The organism is Novosphingobium malaysiense (assembly GCF_000802225.1).
In the GTDB taxonomy this organism is placed as follows: domain Bacteria; phylum Pseudomonadota; class Alphaproteobacteria; order Sphingomonadales; family Sphingomonadaceae; genus Novosphingobium; species Novosphingobium malaysiense.
The window spans coordinates 304,864-325,042 of the sequence record NZ_JTDI01000005.1; the positions used below are offsets into that span (position 1 = coordinate 304,864).

General features: G+C 59.8%; 19 protein-coding genes. 12 read left to right on the forward strand and 7 right to left on the reverse strand.

The window, feature by feature from the left end; translation table 11 throughout:
- Positions 1–41: 41 nt before the first annotated feature.
- Entirely contained in the window at positions 42–2,261 is a 2,220-nt protein-coding gene (locus LK12_RS17120) for a DUF6351 family protein (protein ID WP_052223527.1), read from the forward strand.
- Positions 2,262–2,346: 85 nt separating this feature from the next.
- Here the strand turns inward: LK12_RS17120 and LK12_RS23930 are convergent, their stop codons facing one another.
- Positions 2,347–3,231: a phytanoyl-CoA dioxygenase family protein gene (locus LK12_RS23930; protein WP_197063571.1), complete on the reverse strand. Its 885-nt coding sequence runs from the start codon at positions 3,229–3,231 to the stop codon at positions 2,347–2,349.
- Between the two features lie 381 nt (positions 3,232–3,612).
- On the opposite strand from LK12_RS23930, the gene LK12_RS17130 reads away from it, so the two are divergent.
- A complete protein-coding gene (locus LK12_RS17130) occupies positions 3,613–4,422 on the forward strand; it encodes a phytanoyl-CoA dioxygenase family protein (protein WP_039286561.1) in 810 nt (269 codons plus the stop codon).
- A gap of 201 nt (positions 4,423–4,623) precedes the next feature.
- Here the strand turns inward: LK12_RS17130 and LK12_RS17135 are convergent, their stop codons facing one another.
- Both LK12_RS17135 and LK12_RS17140 read right to left on the reverse strand, forming a co-directional pair.
- Positions 4,624–5,376, reverse strand: a complete 753-nt coding sequence (locus LK12_RS17135; RefSeq protein ID WP_039286563.1) for an IclR family transcriptional regulator — start codon at positions 5,374–5,376, stop codon at positions 4,624–4,626.
- A gap of 1 nt (position 5,377) precedes the next feature.
- Positions 5,378–6,163: an HpcH/HpaI aldolase family protein gene (locus LK12_RS17140; protein WP_052223529.1), complete on the reverse strand. Its 786-nt coding sequence runs from the start codon at positions 6,161–6,163 to the stop codon at positions 5,378–5,380.
- A gap of 343 nt (positions 6,164–6,506) precedes the next feature.
- On the opposite strand from LK12_RS17140, the gene LK12_RS23935 reads away from it, so the two are divergent.
- The 10 genes from LK12_RS23935 to LK12_RS17190 all read left to right on the forward strand — a co-directional run bounded on the left by LK12_RS23935 (position 6,507) and on the right by LK12_RS17190 (position 16,502).
- Positions 6,507–7,871 (forward strand): LLM class flavin-dependent oxidoreductase, encoded by a 1,365-nt coding sequence (locus LK12_RS23935; protein ID WP_197063572.1) that lies wholly within the window; start codon positions 6,507–6,509, stop codon positions 7,869–7,871.
- Positions 7,796–8,779, forward strand: coding sequence for an SMP-30/gluconolactonase/LRE family protein (locus LK12_RS17150; protein WP_082010594.1), 984 nt, complete (start codon positions 7,796–7,798; stop codon positions 8,777–8,779). The genes LK12_RS23935 and LK12_RS17150 overlap by 76 nt, the downstream gene beginning before the upstream one ends.
- On the forward strand, positions 8,776–9,321 hold the full coding sequence (locus tag LK12_RS17155; protein ID WP_039286566.1) for a nuclear transport factor 2 family protein: 546 nt from the start codon (positions 8,776–8,778) through the stop codon (positions 9,319–9,321). Before LK12_RS17150 ends, LK12_RS17155 begins: the two co-directional genes overlap by 4 nt.
- 25 nt (positions 9,322–9,346) lie before the next feature.
- Positions 9,347–9,811: an organic hydroperoxide resistance protein gene (locus LK12_RS17160; protein ID WP_039286567.1), complete on the forward strand. Its 465-nt coding sequence runs from the start codon at positions 9,347–9,349 to the stop codon at positions 9,809–9,811.
- A gap of 43 nt (positions 9,812–9,854) precedes the next feature.
- Entirely contained in the window at positions 9,855–10,718 is an 864-nt protein-coding gene (locus LK12_RS17165) for a transketolase (protein WP_039286569.1), read from the forward strand.
- Positions 10,715–11,695: a transketolase family protein gene (locus LK12_RS17170; protein WP_052223531.1), complete on the forward strand. Its 981-nt coding sequence runs from the start codon at positions 10,715–10,717 to the stop codon at positions 11,693–11,695. Before LK12_RS17165 ends, LK12_RS17170 begins: the two co-directional genes overlap by 4 nt.
- Positions 11,696–11,707: 12 nt before the next feature.
- A complete protein-coding gene (locus LK12_RS23940; RefSeq protein WP_052223532.1) occupies positions 11,708–12,028 on the forward strand; it encodes a putative quinol monooxygenase in 321 nt (106 codons plus the stop codon).
- Positions 12,029–12,404: 376 nt separating this feature from the next.
- On the forward strand, positions 12,405–14,189 hold the full coding sequence (locus LK12_RS17180; RefSeq protein WP_039286571.1) for an N-acyl-D-amino-acid deacylase family protein: 1,785 nt from the start codon (positions 12,405–12,407) through the stop codon (positions 14,187–14,189).
- Positions 14,190–14,353: 164 nt separating this feature from the next.
- Entirely contained in the window at positions 14,354–15,331 is a 978-nt protein-coding gene (locus tag LK12_RS17185) for a VOC family protein (protein WP_156135532.1), read from the forward strand.
- A 73-nt stretch (positions 15,332–15,404) separates the two neighbouring features.
- Entirely contained in the window at positions 15,405–16,502 is a 1,098-nt protein-coding gene (locus LK12_RS17190) for a 6-phosphofructokinase (RefSeq protein WP_039286573.1), read from the forward strand.
- A gap of 73 nt (positions 16,503–16,575) precedes the next feature.
- Here LK12_RS17190 and LK12_RS17195 read toward each other — a convergent pair whose 3' ends face one another.
- From LK12_RS17195 to LK12_RS17210, 4 genes are read right to left on the reverse strand one after another with little or no spacing between them, the layout of a single operon-like run.
- Positions 16,576–17,637 carry a phosphotransferase gene (locus LK12_RS17195; protein ID WP_039286574.1) on the reverse strand — a complete coding sequence of 354 codons (1,062 nt, stop codon included), beginning with the start codon at positions 17,635–17,637 and terminating at the stop codon, positions 16,576–16,578.
- Entirely contained in the window at positions 17,634–18,806 is a 1,173-nt protein-coding gene (locus LK12_RS17200; RefSeq protein ID WP_231568396.1) for an acyl-CoA dehydrogenase family protein, read from the reverse strand. The genes LK12_RS17195 and LK12_RS17200 overlap by 4 nt, the downstream gene beginning before the upstream one ends.
- Complete coding sequence (locus tag LK12_RS17205; RefSeq protein ID WP_407938170.1) at positions 18,803–19,462, reverse strand: 3-oxoacid CoA-transferase subunit B; 660 nt, start codon at positions 19,460–19,462, stop codon at positions 18,803–18,805. Before LK12_RS17205 ends, LK12_RS17200 begins: the two co-directional genes overlap by 4 nt.
- Entirely contained in the window at positions 19,459–20,172 is a 714-nt protein-coding gene (locus LK12_RS17210) for a CoA transferase subunit A (protein ID WP_039286576.1), read from the reverse strand. The genes LK12_RS17205 and LK12_RS17210 overlap by 4 nt, the downstream gene beginning before the upstream one ends.
- Positions 20,173–20,179 lie beyond the last annotated feature (7 nt).

A 20,179-nucleotide genomic window follows, 5' to 3' on the forward strand; every position in this document is an offset into this window, starting at 1 on the left:
CCCCGCGCAACATCAAACAATCTGAACATTGAGAGGACGCCATGAAATCAACACTGGCTTTCACGACCGCGATATTGGCGCTTGCCGCCGCTCATCCGGGCCATGCGCAGGATACCGCCAAGGCAAACCCGCAAAGCCCGGTTTTCGAAGTGGTTTCGAGCCGCCCCGACATGGTCAGCGACGGATCCGCCCTAGTGGCTCTACGACTGCCTTCAGGCATTCGCCAGCAAGACGTGCGGGTACTGGCGGGCGGCAAGGACATCACCGCCGCTTTCAAGCCTGCCAATGGCCGGCTCGTGGGACTGGTGGCTGATCTGCCGCTGGGCGAAACCATCGTGAGCGCCAAGGCAAAAGGGCGTTCGCTTGGTACTGTCGTGCTTTCCAACCATGATCGCAACGGGCCGATCATCTCCGGCCCGCATCAGGCCCCGTTTGTGTGCGAGACGAACAGCTTCAAGCTGCCGGACGGAACGACCCTGGGCTATCCCGAGGACGTTGAGTGCAATGCGCCGACCAAGCTGACTTTTGTCTACCTTCCGAACGGTGAGACGAAGTTCAAACCGCTGGAATCGACTGAGCAACTTCCCGTAGACGTGAGCAGCACCACCACAAGCGATGGAAGGACAGTTCCCTTCGTCGTGCGCGTGGAAACCGGCACGATCAACCGCGCGATCTATCAGACGGCAGTGCTGTTTGATCCGACTAGCGAAACCGGCCCTGATCCGTGGAAGGCGGAAAAAGGCTGGAACCGAAAGATCGTCTTCGTGTTCGGCGGAGGCGCTTCTTCGGGCTATCGGCAGGGCAGCTTCCTTGGCCTGGAAAGCGGTATCCTTGAACGCAACATGCTTTCACGCGGTTTCGCGGTGCTTGGATCGACGCTCAACGTCAACGCGATCCGGGCCAATGATGTCGTTCAGGCAGAGACAGCATCGATGGTGAAGGAGCGTTTCATCGAGACCTGGGGTGCCCCGATCTACACGATGGGCTGGGGTCTTTCGGGTGGCTCGATGCAACAGCACCTGATCGCCAACAACTACCCGGGAATTCTCGATGGCATCACGCCTGAAAATTCCTTTCCTGATCTTCACAGCATGGTCCCCCCCACGCTGGATTGCGCCTTGCTGGACAAGGCCATGGTGGCTTCGAAGAGCGAGTGGACGGCCGAGCAGAAAACCGCGGCGCTGGGATACAATACCTCGGAAACCTGCCGGCAGTGGAGGGCAGTCTATGCGCCGATGTGGGCGCAGGCGATGCAAAGCCGGAACAAGGTGTTTCGTGTAACCGGCGATTTCCTTGCCGACACTAACAATTGCTCGTTCATTGTTTCGCGGTCGCTGACCTACGACCGTGGTCGCAAGCCCAAGGGCGCGCGCTGCGACATCTATTCGTCGATACGCAACCAGATCGGCATCGATCCGGCAACCGGATATGCCCTGCGCGCCTTTGACAACGTGGGCGTCATGTACGGGCTCAAGGCCATGCAAGCGGGGACCATTTCGCCTGAGCAGTTCGTGCAACTGAATGAACTGGCCGGCGGGTTCGATACTGACGGCAACTACCAGCCGGGCCGGACTGAGGCGGATAGGCAGGCACTGGAGAACCTGTATCGGTTCGGCCGGATCAACGACGCCAGCAACCTGGGCTCGATCCCGGTCTATGACTACCGCGCCGATTCAGGAGACAAGGCAAACCTGCACGATGCGGCGCGTTCAGTTGTGATGCGCGCCCGCATGGTCCGGGCCAACGGCAATGCCGACAACCATGTGATCGTGCGCTATCCCAACTATGAGTACATGTCGCCGGAATGGCATCACATGGAGGATGAGACGCTTCACACTATGGATGCGTGGCTCAGTGCGATTGCGTCAGACAAGCGCTCGTATCCTGATGCCCACGCAAAGGTCGTGGCCAACCGTCCCTCCGGCATGGTCGATGTCTGCTATTCCAGCGACGGCGAACGGATCGAGGAAGTGGCGGACGCGGCCAACGGCGGTCGTTGCGGACAAGTAATGCCTTACGCATCCGATCCGCGCATGATTGCTGGCGCGCCATTGACCGACGATGTCCTCAAGTGTCAGCTCAAGCCGCTCGTCGCGGCTGACTATCCCAAGCTCGACGCGAAACAGGTAGCGCGTCTGAAGGTCGTTTTTCCCACCGGAGTATGCGATTTCACCAGGCCGGGCGTGGGATTTCAGGCGCTGCAATCTGGCTGGCTATCGTATCCTGAGCCGGGCGTCGCGTCTCCCCTCGGCGGGGCCTGACGAACATTATCTTCGCAAATGATAAGGCGAGCCAACCCCGAGGTAAAAAGGGTGGCTCGCCTCACTTGTGCGACCGGCGTCTGGCTCAGAACGTGCCGACAAGCGGCATGGTTGGGTGGTTGAGCGGTTCGCCGACCGGAAGATTCAACCTGTCGTAGGCCGGGTGCTTCCCGCCGGTGTAGCGGGCATCTGCGGGGATATAGCCGCAGGCATAGACCCAGCGTTTACGGTCGGTGGTGTTTGAGGGGGCGGAATGGATCGTACCAGCATCGTGGACAGTGGCATCGCCTGCGCGCATGGTCAGTGGCGGGGAGATGGTGCTGTTTTCCGCGATCCCCGGGAAGACGTCCAGCAAGTTGTTGTCGAGGAATGATGGCGACAGGCCGAACCGCCCCATGTGGTGGCTCTTGTCGACGAAGCGCATGGTGCCCATGTCCGGCGTCATGTCGACGAGCGCGATCCAGACGACGAGCATGCCGTCGCGGTCGAGCGGGAAGTAGGTCACGTCCTGATGCCAGTCGGTGGGGGCGCCGCCGGTTTTTTCCGGTGCCTTGCGCTGGAGCGTGTCCGATGAACGCAGCGCCTGACGCTTCCCGAAGTATGGGTTCGACATGAGCTTTGCCGCAACCTTACCCAGATTGGGGGCGTAGCAAAGGCGAGCGAACTCTTCATGCCTCATCGAAACTTGGGACCAGGCGCGGAAGCCGGCGTCCTGATGCGCGGGTAAGGCTAGCGGGGGCTCTGAAGCTTCAATTTCCTCTGCCAGACGTGCGAACTCCGCCGCCTGTTCTGGAGAAATGAGCTCGGGCAATTTCACCCAGCCATGTTCGTAATAGAAGCTGCGTTCGTCCTCCGTGACATCGCGTACTTCGATTGGATTTTCAGCAATCTTTTCGATCTCGCTCCGGCTGAGGGCTTGGTAGCGCGGTACGTCCCGGCCATCTTCGGCCGTGAACTCATCTTTGGACATTTCCTGTGTGGACATCGTCGCAATCCCCTCGCTGCAGGCGTTCAAGCGCGGTTTCGTCGACCCTGACGGTAACCTGACTTTTCTGTCCGGCTTTTTCCGGAAGTGCGTGCCGGCCTTTCGCCGTTCGGCAACTCGAATGCGATTGAGTTGCGCACTACGTCAAGAAAACCCATCAGATCTTCTGCAATATCGCGAATATGACATGCGAGGCAGTCGGACAACGCTTACAGGATAATGGTCGGTGAAGACGAATTCCGCGTTTGCGAATCGCGGGTCTTTTGTACTCGTCACTAAGAAGTGTGAGCGCAGGCGGGGGGGCGGAAGGCTCCCCAAGCGCAAACCGAACAAAGCAAAGCAGTAAGGGCTTGGAGAGGCATGGCAATGAACGATCAGCCACACATGTCTGATGAGAAGGTGCGCCCTGCAGATTGCATGCGTGATGTCACCGATGCCGAGATCGGACATTTCTTCGAACACGGTTGGGCGATGCTGCGCGGGCTGCTCGATCCCGAGTTCGCGGCTGAATTGCTTGCCGCTGCGAAGCGCTTGATGGGGGTCGATGCAACGTCACATACCGCGCGTGAGGGCATCGATCATTCCAACGCCTGGAACGCCTATTCGAAGCCTCATCTTGATGATCCCGGTTTCGCCTATCTGACGCGGCATTCCGCGCTGGGGCGCAATGCCGCGAAGCTGCTGGGGCGCGACAGCGAGATATACCTTGCCACCAACACTATCGCTGTAAAGCTGGCAGGAGATTCGCCATTGAACAAGCCGACGCCCTTCCATCAGGATGCTGTCGGGCCGATCGATCGGATGGGGTTGAATTTCTGGATCGCCTTGGACGAAGTGAAGCCCGAACAGGGGCCGCTACAGTTCATGAACGGGTCGCATCGGCTGGGGCCAATTGGCGGCGGCGCCTATTTCGGAGCAGATGTTTCTCCCGGAACCTGGTCTAACCAGAAGCGCTGCACGATTTCCGAAATTCCCCACCTGATGCCGGGCGACGCCACGGTTCATGGCAACTTCACGTTGCATCGTGCCACGGAGAACAAGGGCAACGCGCCGCGCTGGGCCTATTTTCACGCCGTTACGCCAGGCGATGCAAAATATACGGGATTCATCGCTAGCGATCGGATCACCGGCCCCTTCGACACTTCAACAGCTACGTTGATGTATCGTCCAGACTGACACGCTTCGGACGAAAGGCCATCCACGTACCATTTGTGTCAATTGCGATCGCGCCACAGTAAAAATCGTTTCTACTCATCTTTGCGGTCAAGGCGATTGACGAATTTGCTTCGTCGGCAGACTTGAGATGAGCAAAATACAGTGCTCCTCGTATCGCATCTGCGATTACCTCGCATGCGTACGCCGGTACTGACGGTATGATCAAGTCAATGTGGGGCCGTTGCCGTCATAGCGCATCACAAGTTCCCGAAGCGCCTGGCGAATCTTGTCGAAATTCTGCTCAAGGCGAACAGTGGGAGCACCTACGCCCACAACCATGTCGATATCACGATAGTGGCGAGCAATCATCATCGACAGGCTGCCACCGCCGAGCATGGGAAGGTTTGGGACATAGCAGTGATCCTGATTTCGGAGGGCGTCGATTTTCCGGGAAAATTCCCTGATGTCGATCAAGTCGTCCTGGGATCGGGTCTGGTTGATGCGCCAAAGAATGCGGTTCACTTCTTCAGGCGGCAGGCGGCTTAAAAGCATCCAGCCCGCACTGGCCTCCGTCAGCAGGCGCATGCTGCCGGTACGCACGTTGAAACGGATTTCCTGGTTGGAATTTATAATCTTCACGTACTGGACGTTGATGTCGTTCTGCAACGCGATGAAGGCAGTTTCGTTGGTCTGGTGCTGCAATTCACGCAGAAGGTGGGTCAGATCATCGTCGACGACGGAGCTGATCCAGCTTGAAATCTGGCTCAAGCGAAGTGTCGGAAAATATTGCCGATTGTTTAGATCGTATCTCAGGTACCCGCGTGAGGTAAGGCTCTTGAGCAGGATCGTGGCGCTTGACTGCGGGTAGTCCAGCTCGTCGATGATATCTTTCTGGCGAAGCGGTTTGCGGTGTTCGGAAAACAACTCGAAAATTTCCAGAACGCGGATCGCCGACTTTACATCTCGTTTGGTCATTTCAGCGCTCCGTTATGGCTTTGTACACGCTGTGATATGCGGCGGCGAGGACCTTGTAGTCGATCGAATAGATATAGAAGTCGAAGCCCAACTCCCTCAGGGCGGGAAGCGAGGACAAATCGGAGACATACGCTCCGATCCGCATGTGCGGCCTCGCTTTCGCTGCGCGATGAACGCGCTCGATAGCGGCCAGCACCCTGGGATGGTTGCCTTGCCCGTGGACGCCGAGCGATGTCGCGAGGTCGCCGGCGCCGCCCGGCAAGACGATGCCGATTCCAGTCGTGTCGAAAACCTCTTCGATGCGGTCGACAACTTCGGCATCCTCGATCAGGCCGATACCAAACACCTCGTCGTTGCTGCGCCTGGCGTAGGACCCGAAATCCTGGCCATAACCGGATGCGCGCGTGCCGGTGCAAGACGGACGGATCCCGTCGGGCGCATAGCTCAGAGCGCGCAAGCCCAGCATCGACGCTTCCATGTCGAGGCCGAAGTGGGGAAGGATGATGCCCTGCGCCCCAGCGTCCAATGAGCGGGCGATCGGTTCCGGGGAGATCGTGCCGACCCGAATCCACCAGGACATTCCGCCGGCATGGGCTGCCCGTGCCTGACCGGGCAGCATGGCCAAGCTCGTCGTAGCGTGCTCAAGATCGATGATGCCCACATCGAAACCGCTTAGTCCGATGATTTCCGTTATGGACGGGTCGCTTGAAAATATGAACGTGCCTGTGCACTGTTCCTGTGCGCGCAGTTTTTGAAGGGCAGGATTGGGAGGGAGGAATTCGCGCATCGCTCTCCATTCTATATTTTATGTTCGGTCAGCCGCTGCGCTCGCAATCGGCATTGATCACCAGCCAAGGCGCATACGTCATCGCGTCGCGTTCGAGCTGAATACATTCATATGGCCTGCAAGCTTGTCACAAGGCCTTGCGTCCCATCGCGGGGCGTGAATCCTGTGGCGCATCCGTGCTCTCCCAATTCGCGGGCAGGTGTTGCCTGTCTCGCCGGCTTAGAGTCGCTGCCGCACATCTCAAATCGAAACCGCGGCAGGAGGCTCCTGTATCTCAGGGATGATATGCCGAGCGCTCGGAAAAACATCAATGAAATATCCAAGATCGCAATGTTGTTTTTGGTTGTTCGCTCTCGAGCGTTGGCCCACCGCTCGAGCAACGAACTTGGAAGTTTCGCCAAAGGAGAGGGCATTGCTAAAGAGCATTTCTTGGAACTTCGTCGGCTGGGTCGATCTGGAAGACGTTGGGTTTGAAGGCACGCCAATCGATGCGCGCCATCACACCAAAGAATTCCTGGCTACCGCGTACGGTTCCTTCGAGAAGATGGCGCGTACGATGGACCCGCTCGGTTACGATGCGCTCTTCGCAACGGAACACCACTTCCAGCCTGAGGGGATCGAGGTTTTTCCAAACCTTCAGCTTCTGGGCATTCACCTCGCCGGTATTACGAAGAACTTGCGCTTCGGCACGGCCGTCAACATCCTTCCACAGTGGCACCCGCTGCGCCTGGCCGAAGATTATGCGATGGCCGACATCCTCACGCGCGGTCGTGTTATCTTCGGCGTGGGTCGTGGCACGCAGACGCGCGAGGCCGAATGTCTCGGTGCACCGATGTCCGACCAGCGCGCCAACCGTGCGCTGATGGCGGATAACCTGGAACTTCTGATGAAGGCCTTCAATGAAGAGCACTTCTCGCACTACAGCGAAAACTACAATATTCCGCCTCGCGATTCCTATTACCGCGGCAAGCTGATGGACCAGATCACGCTGGTCCCCAAACCTCTGTACAACAAGGAAATCTGGCAGCCCATCTCGACAGGAAATGCCCAGGGCGTGGAATTGCAGGCGCGCTACGGAATCAAGGGTATTCATCCGCTCATCAAGATCGATGGTGACGAGATCGATCCGATCTGCCTGATGTATCAGGAAGCTGCGCGCAAATTCGGAAAAGATCTGGGCGTGGGCGAGAACATGGCCGCTTATCTCTACTGCCATATGGCCGAATCGCGCGAAAAAGCGACTGCCGAAGTCGAGATTTTCGAGGAAGAAAGCTTCAAGCGCCAGGCCGGCATCGGCGGTCTCCCGACCGATCCCTCTTTCCAGGGTCGTTTCATGCACTCTGTGGAGGACCTGATGGCGCTGGGCCATCCGTCAACCGCGCGCGCGACTGCGAAAAAGATGGGCTACAAGCCTCTGGCTGAGCGTGCCAAGGACAACTCGGCCCTCCTTTATGGCACCGCCGACGAGATCATCGCCTCGCTTAAGCGCCTCGAAGAGAAGTATCCGGCTCTCGAGACCCTGATCCTGCATCCGCCTGAACTGACCCACTCGGGTATCATGCTCGAGCAGATGGAGCGTTTCGCCAAGGAAGTGATGCCCGCATTCCCGGCCGCAGTCCAAAAGGACCGCGTATGGCCCGACCTGCTGGCCAATCCGGAGAAGATCGAGCGTTACGTCTACGAGCCGGTAGTGGAGGCGGCCGAGTAATCCGGAAGGGCAGCTACGTGGTTCATGGATTGCCTGCCAAGCTCTGTGCCGACGGGTTGGTCCTGCCGGAAGGACCGCGTTGGCGGGATGGTGAACTGATCTTTTCCGACATGTTTGGCCATCGCGTTGCGGCTCTTTCCGGTTGCGGTGTCGTAACGACGCTGGCGAGGGTCACGCAGCAACCTTCCGGCCTCGGCTGGTTGCCCGATGGGCGCCTCATCGTAGTCTCGATGCTCGATCGCAAGATCAGGGTGGTAGGCAAGGATGGCTCGGCAGACGTGTTGGTATCCATCGGCGATTGCGCGGTGGATCGGTGCAATGACATGGTCGTCGATGCGCGCGGCTGGGCCTATGTGGGCAGCTTCCCGGCAAGCCAGGGGGCAACGGCCTGGGAGCGGATCGACAATTCGCCCATGGCTGCCGTTGCATGTGTTGATTTTCGCGATCTTGACAATATTCGCGTGAATATTGCGGCAACCGGCCTACACATGCCCAACGGCATGGTCATTTCCGAAGACGGCAGAACCCTGATCGTCGCGGAAACGGCAGGTCGGCGCCTGACCGCATTCGATATCGATCAAGACGGGGGGCTTGCAAACAGGCGGGTGTGGGCTGACCTTCCCATCAGGCCGGATGGGATCTGCCTGGATGTGCAAGGCGCAATCTGGGTCGCTACCCCGCTCGACCAGCCTGCCTTCCTGCACGTGCGGGAAGGGGGAGAAGTCATCGCCACGGTAGACGGAGACGGTCTGGGAGGGTTTGCTTGTGAACTGGGCGGGGAAGACGGCCGTACGCTGTTTCTGCTCGAGGCACCTTATCCCGTTCAACCCGATGCGCCACTGGGACGGATAAGATCCGTGCGAGTGGACGTACCCGGAATCAGAAAATCGGATGGAAATGCACAATGACGATTATGGAAGGTTGGGAGAAGGAAGGCAGGTTAGCCGCACTCGAGGCCAATGTGCGTTACCTTCTGGACATCGAGGAGATCCGGAACATCCGGCGTCTCTACCACACGTACGTGAACGAAAGGACGCCAGAACGCATTGCCGACCTTTTTACCAACGATGGTGAATGGGACTTCGGCCCGGTCAGCCGCGGGAGCAATGTGCGCGAATACTTCACCAACTTGAAGGACCGCTCGCAGTTCTTCCAGCAGTTCCCGCACCATCACGTCGTCGAGGTCACGGGCGATCTTGCAACAGGTTTCTGCTATCAGGAGGCGAAGGCCGTCATTAATGGGATCGCCTACACGGTCCTAGGTCGCTACGACGACGTCTACCACCGCACGCCCGCCGGTTGGCGTTTCCGCAAGATGTGTTTCGATCCCCGGGTCTTCGCGCCTTCGTCGGATCAGTCCTGGGCCGATCCCGCCAAGCGCCGTGTGGACCCTTACGCGAACTTCATGGAACGCGATGCGGACGGCAACCTGATCATCCCGAAATCATAATTCTCGACCTGATGGAGGACACCTTATGAGTGCCGATGAATTCCAGTCCATTTACACCACGCACGTGACTGTCTCCGGCGGTCGCACCGGCTCTGTGTCGACCGATGACGGTCGTCTCGACCTGGCTGTTTCGATGCCCAAGGCCATGGGTGGCGATGATGGCCCGGGTACCAACCCCGAGCAGCTTTTCGGCGCCGGTTACGGCGCGTGCTTCCTGTCGGCCCTGAAGGGTACGATCATGCGTGCCAAGGCCAAGGTCGGCGAACCTTCGGTCGTTGCGTCGGTCTCGCTCACCAAGAATTCGGTTCCCAAGTATCGCCTGCATGTCGATCTTGAGGTGACCATCCCAGAGGCAGACGCGGAACTGGCGACGCAGCTTGTGGCAACCGCCCACCAGCTTTGCCCCTATTCCGAAGCGCTGCGCGGCAATGCGAGTGTCGATCTGTCGGTCAAGTCCGGTGGAAGCGTAAGCAAGCTTGAACAGGCTTGATCGTAAATTAGATTGAGTTTCCGTATGATTAGGAGTGCGATGCATGGCTGACCGCGAACAGGTCCGTCATCTGGAAGGAATGGCCGTCGAGATGCGGCGCAACTTGTTGCGCCTGGCACTTTCGTTCGACGGCCCCGTCCATCTTGGGGGCGACATGTCGATGACCGAACTGCTCATCGCACTCTATCATTATGGAATGAATGTTGACCCGGCGGACATCAGAGCCGCCGAACGGGACCGTTTCATCCTCAGCAAGGGGCATGGCGCGGTTGGCATGTACATCGCCATGGCCCTGCGCGGGTTCTATGAATTCGACGACATTCTGGCGACCTATGGCCAGTTCGGCAGCGCCTACGGCATGCATCCGTGCCGTACCCAGCTTCCCGCGCTCGAAAGTTCTACTGGCTCGCTCGGCCATGGCCTGCCCATTGCGGTCGGGCTGGCTTTCGCGGCGCGCCAGCGCAAGCAGACGCACAGGGTGTTCACGCTGATCGGTGATGGCGAGTCTTGCGAAGGGTCCATCTGGGAAGCGGCGAACACTGCGGGTTCCTATGGACTGGGCAACCTTGTCGGCGTCGTCGATTTCAACAAGCAGCTGATGACCAACCTCAACGGCAACACGATGAACCTCGAACCGTTTGCCGACAAGTGGCGGGCATTTCGCTGGAACACCATCGAAGTCGACGGGCACGACATGGCTGCGATCTGCGATGTGCTCGATAACCTTCCGCCGGCCGATGGCAATCGCCCGACGATGATCGTGGCGCATACGATCAAGGGCAAGGGCGTCTCCTTCATGGAGCGTTCGATCGCGTGGCACGCGAACAACCTCAATCAGGAGTTTTTCGATATCGCCATGGCCGAGATCGATGCCGCTGCTGCCAAGCTTGAAGGAGCGGTGGCATGAGTACCGCAGTCATGAACAGCCCCGCGAAAAACGTCGTTAAGCTGGGCGACAAGGCCGCCGGTCGCGGTGTGATGGACCAGGTGCTGGTCGATCTCGGCACCGAAAACGAGGATGTGTGGACGGTGTGTGCCGACATGAGCACGTATCTCGGCTCTTTCCGCAAGGCCTTCCCGGACCGCTACATCGATGTCGGCATTGCCGAGCAGACATCGGTGGGCATTGCCGCTGGCCTGGCCCTTGAAGGGGCGATCCCCTTCGTGGCGGGCATGGCCCCGTTCATCTCGATGCGTTCGCTTGAACAGGTGCGTTCGGACGTCTGCTACCAGGACCTGCCGGTCAAGTTCGTGGCCTGGTATGGTGGTCTTACCACCGGCGGCGGCTCCACGCACAACGCGATGGAAGACATCGCGCTGATGAAGCAGCTGGTGAACATGGACGTGGTATCGGTGGGCGATCCCAACATGGTCGGCGCCCTGATGCGCGCCAGCATGGATCATCCGCACCCGCTCTACATCCGTTTCGGCGTGGGCAAGGGTGATCCCTGCCTGTACGATCCGGAAACGATCAGCGTGGAAATCGGTAAGGGCATCTTGGCGCGCGAAGGCAGCGATGCAACGATCTTGGCGCATGGCGACCTTGTGTTCGAGGCGCTCAGGGCAGCCGAGGCTCTGGCGGAAACCGGCGTGAATGCCCGCGTCGTCGACATGTATTCGATCAAGCCGCTCGATAAGGAACTTCTGCTTCGCTGCGTCGAGGAAACCGGGCATATCGTCGTGGTAGAGGACCACCTTACCTTTGGCGGCCTGGCTTCTTCCATCGCGGATGCTCTGATGGACGAGCGCGTGATGCCGCGCTCTTTCCGCCGTCTCGGCGTGCCGCAGATATACAGTGGTTTCGGCAGCCCGCAGGTGAACTGGGCGCAATACGGCTATGACCGCGGCGGCATCGTCGCAGCAGTGATTGAGATGCTGGGGTAGGCGCGGCTGGAGATGATCATTGTTCAGGGCTCATTTCGTGTCGATCCCCAGGATCGTCCCGGCATGCTTGAGTTCCTTGCAGGAGTGATAGAGGTTTCGCGCCAGCGTGAGGGTTGCCTGGAATATGTCGTGGCGGCGGACCCGATCGATGCCGGGCGTATCGTCGTTTCCGAACGCTGGCAGTCACGCGCGATGCTCGATAATCATCTTGCCGCGCAAAAGAACGAACGCGCTCAGGAAGCCGGTTCGCGCCCCACCGATGCGAAGGCCATGCCGCAGATTACCGACCGCCTGGTGAATGTCTACGAAGTCGCCGCGTTCTCGCCTCTTTGACGACGCGGCATGGAAAAGAACTGATAAGCTGAACACAGGAGCCGCCAAGCAATGATCGCTCGATGCCCGAAAGTGAACCGTACGCCGGGACTGGATCGCCACGGCATGCGCATGTTCGCTCTCAGGCGCGCGCCGATGTCTTCGCGTCAGGGGCGACGCAAGAGCGGGACCGGCACGGCTCCGGTACGCTGGCCTTCGTTCCTGGCGAATCGATGTCTTTCCGTCTGCGCGGTGAGCGCGTCTGGCACGGACATGCCCGGGAGCTAATGGCCTGGCTTCGCATGTCCAGGCGGGACAAACGGTTGTTCTAGCATTGCGGCGCATACGCAAGTGACTGAATAACGACTAAAAATAACTACTTTTTGGGTGAAGTACTATGCACGATATCCTTATCAAGAATGGCACGGTTTTTGACGGTACCGGCTCTGCCGGTCGTATCGCCGATGTCGCGATCGACGGCGATCGCATCACTGCGGTCGGCAGCATCGATGCACCCGCAAAGAAAGTCATCGACGCCAAGGGCATGATCGTCACGCCCGGATTCGTTGACGTTCATACCCATTACGATGGTCAGGTTTTCTGGGACGCCGACCTTACGCCTTCGAACTGGCACGGTGTCACCACCATCGTGACCGGCAACTGCGGTGTCGGCTTCGCGCCGGTTCGCAACGAGGACAAGGGCTGGCTGATCGACCAGATGGAAGGCGTGGAAGACATTCCCGCGCAGGATTTGATCGCCGGAATGCCCTGGAACTGGGAATCGTTCCCCGAGTATCTCGACGAGATCGCCAAGACCCCGCGCGCGCTGGATGTCGCATGCATGCTCGCGCACGGTCCGCTGCGCGCTTTCGTGCTCGGCGCCGAGCGTAACAACGGCGATGCAACGCCGGAAGAAGTGTCCGAGATGGCCCGTCTCGCGCGCGAAGCTCTCGAAGCCGGCGCGATCGGCATTTCCGCCAACCGCATGCCGATGCACCGCGCCAAGAACGGCGAGCCTGCTTCGGGCACTTTCGCGCCCTATTCGGAACTGACCGAAATCGCGGGCACCATCAAGGGCATGGGGCACCGCGTGTTCCTCGTTGCCAGCGACCTGCCGATCCGCCCGGAGCGTGACGAAAACGGCGAGTACAAGTGGGCAGATACCGAAGCCGAGCTGGATTGGCTGGCCGACGTTTCGCGTCATAACCAGAGCCCGGCCATGTTCCTGCTGATCAACCGCACGAACGTGCCTGATGCATGGCGCGGCACGCTGGAACGCACTCTCCAGCGCAACCGCGAAGGTGCCTGGCTGATCCCCGAGACTTCAGGCAAGCCGACCTCGATCATGCTGGGCTGGGAAGCGGATCGTCACCTCTTCTCGGTGCACGAAAACTACCTCGCCATCGCCGGCCTCCCGCTGGAAGAGCGCATCGTCAAGCTACGAGACCCGGAGATCCGTAAGGCAATCCTCGAGGAAGATCGCCCGACCCATCACGACATCGTCAACGCCATGCACGGCGCGATGGAAGGCGGCCAGATGTACGTTCTGGGCAATCCGCCGGATTACGAACCCGGCCCGGAAAAGAGCGTGAAGGCCGTTGCCGAACGCGAAGGCAAGACGCCGCTGGCCGTTGCCTATGACGCCATGTGCGAGGACGACGGTCTGGGCCTGCTGTACCTGGCTCTCGACTGGGACGTGAACGGCACCTTCAACTCGATGCGCGAACTGCTCATGCATCCGTCGATCATTCCGGGCCTTGCTGATGGCGGCGCCCACCTGACCGCGATGTGCGATGCCGGCATGTCGACTTTCGTGCTTACGCATTGGGTCCGCGACCGCAAGGGTGACAAGATGCCGCTTGAAATGGCTGTGCACATCCAGACCCAGCGTACGGCAAATGCGTTCGGCTTCTTCGATCGCGGCGTCGTGGCCCCGGGCTACCTCGCCGACGTAAACGTGATCGATTACGACAACCTCGCGCTTAAGCCGATCAAGGTCGTGCACGATCTTCCCTCGGGCGGTCGCCGCTTCATCCAGGGTGTCGCCGGCTATCGTGCCACGATCAAGTCGGGCCAGATCGTGCGGGAAAATGACGAAAGCACCGGCGTTCGTCCCGGTGGTCTAGTGCGTGGCAACCAGCCCAAGCCAGTCAGGCAGCCCAAGGAACTGGCTGAAGCGTAAGAGCCCGCCAGTCCCGGTCCCGGCACGATCGTTGAGGTCGTTGTCGGGACCGGGATTTTCATGGCGGTAGACACGGCAGCGAGCCCGATTGAAGGCTCGCCCACATCTGGAGGATTGCGATGACTGAAGGGCAGAACGCTGCATCCGGTTACGGAGTGAACAAAATGTTTCACCCGACACTGCTGGCTCCCGATCTTGTTGAAACAGCGGCGTTCTTTCGCCGCGTATTTGGTCAGGAAAGTTCATCCTCGCTGGCCAAGTTCCCGACGATCGAATCCACGTTCGGCATGTTCACCACGATCCGCGACGTCCTGATCGATACGATCAGTCCGATCCGCATCAAGGAACTGATGAACGTCGAATTCTTCTCGAAAGAGGGGATACCACATCTTTCGCACACGGGCTGGTACGTCGATCAGGACCGCATCGCAGACTTGTTTTACCGGCTAAAGGACATGGGCATTCGCTGCGTTGGCCCGGACAGCAAGGTCCGCGACAAGCCGCCTGTGCAGGGCGGAGATCCGGCACCATTCACGCTCAACGGCCAGATCAACTACGTCACCTCGAAGCTGGATACGGGCGTCACCTATCAGTTCGTGCCAACCAGCTTCGGCCGGTCGGACAATCCGAACAAGGGCAGCCACCTTGCTATCGACGAGCGGATGGACAGGGGCTGGACTCTCCCGCCCGAGGACCCGGCCGATCCGTTGGGCATTGTACGCTGCAGCCATCACACGTTCCTGACGCGAGAGCCGGCGCGAGCGCTGAAGTTCATGGTCGACGTGCTGGGCGGCACTATCATCCACGAAGGGCGCGATGAACTTCGCGCCACCAGCAGCACCTATGTCGCCCTGAGCGACGCGACGTTCGAATACGCGGTGCCGGATCCAGGGAGCGATGCCGAACGAGATCTGGATTCCTATCCTGTGCAGGCCGAAGAACCCGGTTTCAGCCACGATACATACCATGCGTTGACGTGGACGGTGGCGGACTTGGACAAGGCAGCAGCCCATCTTGAAAGCGCGGGCGTGCGAATCCGTGCTCGCTCCGGCAAAGCGCTGATAACCGAACCGTCAACCAGCATGGGCATCCCCTGGGGTTTTGCTTCCGTCCACATTCCGGGCGATCCACGTTTCGCATGAACTGATCGGATGCGGCGGATCGGCGACCGCGAATGGTCGCGGCCCGAGTGGGATTTAAAGAGACTTTGATACAGTGAGAATTGGTATTCTGACGGGCGGAGGTGACGTGCCCGGACTTAACCCGTGCATCCGCGCGATTACTCTGTCTGCAAGAGAGAGGGGCTGGGAAGTCATCGGTTTGAAAAGGGGCTGGCAGGGCGTACTGGAGATCGATCCTGACGATCCAGAGAGCCGTGCCCGTCATACGATAATGCTCCACCGCGATGCCGTTCGAGGAATTGAGAACGTGGGCGGCACGATCCTGCACAGCTCCCGGCTTGACCCGCGCACGACCGACAGCGGCGACCAGACCGGACTGGCCCTTCGCAATCTCGACCGACTGGGTGTCGATGCTCTCGTGACCATGGGTGGGGACGGTACGCTTCGCTTTTCGGCGTATCTTGCTCAGCTCGGCGTGAAGGTGATTTCAGTTCCCAAGACAATGGACAACGACGTGTTCGGGACGGACTACTGCCTCGGATTTTCAACTGCGGTAACACGCTCTGTCGCAATGACCAATTCACTGCGCACGACCTGCGCCAGTCACGAGCGTATCGGTATCGTCGAACTGTTCGGGCGCCGCTCGGGCGAGACGGCATTGCTTTCGGGCTTCCTCAGCCAGGTTGAGCGCATCGCGATTGCAGAAGTGCCTGTCGACTTCGAGGGGCTTCTGTCCCTTCTGTTACACGACAAGAAGTACAACCCGAACGGATATGCGATTTGCATGATATCCGAGGGGGCCACCATCTTGGGCGAGGATGTGCATGACGAGATGGGCGTTTCCAACATCGAGCGCCGCAACCTGAAGGTAAGTACTCGCCTTGCCCGGATGATCGCCAGCCGTTCACAGGAAAGTTCGCTCGTACAGGAAATCGGCTATCTCATGCGTGCGGGAGAACCCGATGCGATCGACCGGATGGTCGGCTTCGCGTATGGCGCCTATGCTGTGCAACTCATCGAACAGGGGCGTACAGGCAAGATGGTTTGTTTGCAGGACGGCAAGTACAGCTGCGTCGATGCCGGGATGCTTCTGGAAGGGACGCGGCGGGTCAATGTGCCAGGACTCTACGATCCAGCAATCTTTCGTGCCAGGCTGCGCGATGTAGAAGGTATGCCGATGTTCGTGTACTAGCGCAGTCGTCGAAAAAGTTGATCCTGGCGCCGGATTGTGGCCGTTGACTGGGGTTGAAGGAACGACATCCGGATCAGACCTTTGCCATCTGCATCCATGCTAGCTCGATCAGTTCAGGCAGGACTGCGACCCGTTCTTTCGCCTGCGCCGAGGAAGCCGTGCCGCGCAATACGCGCCCTTTGATTCCGTGGAAAATCGCAGCGAGCCGGAAAAAATTGAACGCTACATAGAAATCGTAACCCGGCATCGCGTCGAGACCACGCCGCATGCAATAGGCGTCGAGATAGGCCTTCTCATCCGGTATGCCGAGGTCCGCGATGTTGGCGCCGCCAAGGCCTGCGACGATGTAGGGCGGCATGCGATACATCATCGCATGGTACGCAAAGTCGGCGCCGGGATGGCCCAGGGTCGACAGCTCCCAATCGAGCACCGCGAGCACCCGGGCTTCGCTGGGATGGAAGATCAGGTTGTCGATGCGATAATCGCCATGGACGACGCTAGTCTCGTCCCCTGCCGGAATGTGCCGGGGCAGCCATTCCACTAATTCGTCCATCAGCGGGTAGCGTCCGGCCTGATCGTCGGCAAGATATTGGCGTGACCAGCGCGAGATCTGGCGCTCGAAGTAATTGCCAGGCTTACCATAGTCGCCCAGGCCAACTGCTTCGTAGTCCACGTTGTGCAACTGCGCCATGGTCGCATTCATGGCATCGAACAGCGCGGCGCGTTCGTCCCGGCTTGCGTGCTGTATCGTGGCGTCCCAGAAGATGCGCCCCTCCACCAAGTCCATGACATAGAACATTGTTCCGAGCACATTGGCATCGTTACAAAGTCCGTGGACGCGCGGCACCGGAAATCCTGCGCGGCTGAGCCCGGTCAGCACCTTGGCTTCGCGGTCAACGGCATGGGCGCCGCGCAACAGTTCGCCCGGCGGCTGCTTGCGCAGCACATAATCCGCGCGCGGAGTGGACAAGCGATAGGTCGGGTTCGACTGGCCACCGCGGAACTGGTCGACAGACAGGGGCCCAGAAAAATCCTCGACGTTGGCACGCAGCCACGCTTCCAGCACGGTGACGTCCAGCTCGTACCCTTCGCGCACGGCTGTGGTGCCGCTGTTCGCGTGCGCCAAGTCGGTCATGCGTTTGCCGCTTTCCAGTCGCGCTTGATCTTCTTGGAGAGGCTCCATTTGTGAACCTCGGTCGGGCCATCATAGATGCGGAAGGCGCGGATTTCGCGGAAGGCCTGCTCGACAATGGTGTCCCCGGTCACGCCGGTGCCGCCCATGACCTGAACGCAGCGGTCGGCAACGCGGAACAGTGCATCGGACACCGATGCCTTGGCCATGGAGCTTTCGATCGTGCCGGCCGATCCGGTGTCCAGTACGCTTGCGCACCAGTCGATCATCAATTCGGCCTGTTTGAGGTCGATGAGATTTTCCGCCAGCATGAAGCCGACGCCTTCATGGTCGATCAGTGCCTTGCCGAATGCCATGCGCCGGTTCGCGTAGTCGGTCGCGATTTCCTGGGCACGGGTGGCCACACCGTGCCAGCGCATGCAATGCGAGAGGCGGGCGGGAGAGAGGCGGACCTGTGCATAGGTAAAGCCTTCTCCGCTTTGTCCGAGCATCTGAGATGCGGGCACGCGCAGATCTACGATGTCGACTACAGCATGGCCGCCTGGCATGGAATTGTCGATCGTGTCGATCACGCGCACGGTGCGGATCGCGGGGTCGGGCAAGTCCGTCAGGAACATGCAGGCCCCGTCCTCGGACCGGGCCATGACGATACCCACCTTGGCACCGTCAGCGCCGGTGATGAACTTCTTGCGGCCGTTGATGACCCAGTCGTTGCCGTCGCGCACGCACGTCGTCATCATCATCGAGGGGTCGGAACCGGCCCCGTTTTCCTCTGCCGGTTCCGTCATGAAGAAGGCCGAGCGGGCCTCGCCGGATACCAGCGGGCCAAGAAAGCGGGCTTTCTGTTCGTCCGTTGCGACCTTGCCCAGCAGGAACATGTTACCCTCGTCAGGGGCCATGGTGTTGCAGGCCAGCGGGCCCAGTGGCGACAGGCCAGAACGCTGGAGGACGATGGCGGTCTCGCGCTGGGTGAGGTGCGATCCATCGGCCAGGATATGGGGGGTCAGAACACCAGCCTCACGGGCCCGCGCGCGCATTTCCATGACGAGTTCATCGCTCGGCCCGTGCGATGTCGCGCGCGGATCGCGTTCGAAGGGGATGATGGTCTCGCGTACGAAGGCTTCGACCTTGTCGGCAATTCCATATGCTCTGCCGGCTACGGGTTCGATCACGAGAGTTCCTCCAGATAGTGCGCTTCGGTGAGCGCCGCGATGGCTTCGCGCGTCGCGCCGGGTGCGAGTTCGCGCAGCACGAAGGGCGATTGCCGGTCGGGCCGCTCGAAAACGGCGAGATTGGAGATGATCATGTCCACCACGTTGGTACCGGTCAGCGGCAGGGTACAGGACTTGCGGAACTTGGGGGTCCCGTTCTTCGAGACGTGGTCCATCAGCACGATGATGCGCTTGACGCCGGCGACGAGGTCCATGGCCCCGCCGGGACCCTTCACCATTTTGCCCGGCACCATCCAGTTGGCCAGGTCCCCGTTTTCGGCCACTTCCATGGCGCCCAGCACCGAAAGCTGGATGTGCCCTCCGCGGATCATGCCGAAGCTGTCCGCCGAGGAGCAGTAGCTGGTACGGGGCAGTTCGGTGATGGTTTGCTTGCCGGCATTGATGATATCGGCGTCGACGTCAATTTCGTCAGGGAAGGGGCCGAGACCCAGCATTCCGTTCTCCGATTGCAAGGTGATGTCGATGTCGGGCGCAATGTGGTTTGCGACGAGCGTGGGAATGCCGATGCCGAGGTTTGCGTAATAGCCGTCATGCAATTCCGCAGCGGCGCGCGCGGCCATCTGATCGCGCGTCCAGCCAGTGATCTGGTTGCTCACGATAGGGTCTCCCGGTCGCTGACGGTCATCTTCTCGATGCGCTTTTCGTTGCAGGTCGCAAGGATGACCCGCTGGACGAACACGCTGGGCGTGTGGATCAGGTCCGGCTCCAGTTCGCCGGGGCTGACGATCTCTTCCGCCTCCGCAATTGTGATCCGCCCGCATGTGGCGACCATCGGATTGAAGTTGCGCGCCGATTTGCGGAACATCAGGTTGCCGAACGGATCGGCTTTCCAAGCCTTGACGATGGCGATGTCGGTCACGATTCCGCGTTCCAAAACGAAGGTTTCGCCCTCGAAGTCCATCGTCGGCTTGCCTTCCGCCAGCGCGGTGCCGACGCCTGTGCGGGTATAGAAGCCCGGGATACCCGCGCCGCCTGCGCGCATGCGCTCGGCCAGCGTGCCCTGGGGGCTGAACTCGATTTCGAGTTCTCCGGCGAGGAACTGGCGCTCGAACTCCTTGTTCTCACCCACGTAGGACGAGATCATCTTGCGAATCTGGCGGCGGTCCAGCAGTTTGCCAAGGCCGAAATCATCGACGCCTGCGTTGTTCGATACCGCGGTAATATCCTTTGTACCCGCTGCCACGAGCGCGTCGATCAGGGTTTCGGGAATGCCGCAAAGTCCGAAGCCGCCTGCCGCGATGCTCATGCCATTGAATAGCAGGCCATCGAGCGCGCTTGCCGCGTCGGGATAGATCTTGCTTGCCATGTCTTTT

Bases quoted from the DNA above. Each gene is read 5' to 3' on its own strand.
- LK12_RS17120 (WP_052223527.1), top strand. From the start codon at position 42: ATGAAATCAACACTGGCTTTCACGACCGCGATATTGGCGCTTGCCGCC.
- LK12_RS23930 (WP_197063571.1), bottom strand. From the start codon at position 3,231: ATGTCCAAAGATGAGTTCACGGCCGAAGATGGCCGGGACGTACCGCGC.
- LK12_RS17130 (WP_039286561.1), top strand. From the start codon at position 3,613: ATGAACGATCAGCCACACATGTCTGATGAGAAGGTGCGCCCTGCAGAT.
- LK12_RS17135 (WP_039286563.1), bottom strand. From the start codon at position 5,376: ATGACCAAACGAGATGTAAAGTCGGCGATCCGCGTTCTGGAAATTTTC.
- LK12_RS17140 (WP_052223529.1), bottom strand. From the start codon at position 6,163: ATGCGCGAATTCCTCCCTCCCAATCCTGCCCTTCAAAAACTGCGCGCA.
- LK12_RS17150 (WP_082010594.1), top strand. From the start codon at position 7,796: ATGGCCCGACCTGCTGGCCAATCCGGAGAAGATCGAGCGTTACGTCTA.
- LK12_RS17155 (WP_039286566.1), top strand. From the start codon at position 8,776: ATGACGATTATGGAAGGTTGGGAGAAGGAAGGCAGGTTAGCCGCACTC.
- LK12_RS17160 (WP_039286567.1), top strand. From the start codon at position 9,347: ATGAGTGCCGATGAATTCCAGTCCATTTACACCACGCACGTGACTGTC.
- LK12_RS17165 (WP_039286569.1), top strand. From the start codon at position 9,855: ATGGCTGACCGCGAACAGGTCCGTCATCTGGAAGGAATGGCCGTCGAG.
- LK12_RS17170 (WP_052223531.1), top strand. From the start codon at position 10,715: ATGAGTACCGCAGTCATGAACAGCCCCGCGAAAAACGTCGTTAAGCTG.
- LK12_RS23940 (WP_052223532.1), top strand. From the start codon at position 11,708: ATGATCATTGTTCAGGGCTCATTTCGTGTCGATCCCCAGGATCGTCCC.
- LK12_RS17180 (WP_039286571.1), top strand. From the start codon at position 12,405: ATGCACGATATCCTTATCAAGAATGGCACGGTTTTTGACGGTACCGGC.
- LK12_RS17185 (WP_156135532.1), top strand. From the start codon at position 14,354: ATGTTTCACCCGACACTGCTGGCTCCCGATCTTGTTGAAACAGCGGCG.
- LK12_RS17195 (WP_039286574.1), bottom strand. From the start codon at position 17,637: ATGACCGACTTGGCGCACGCGAACAGCGGCACCACAGCCGTGCGCGAA.
- LK12_RS17210 (WP_039286576.1), bottom strand. From the start codon at position 20,172: ATGGCAAGCAAGATCTATCCCGACGCGGCAAGCGCGCTCGATGGCCTG.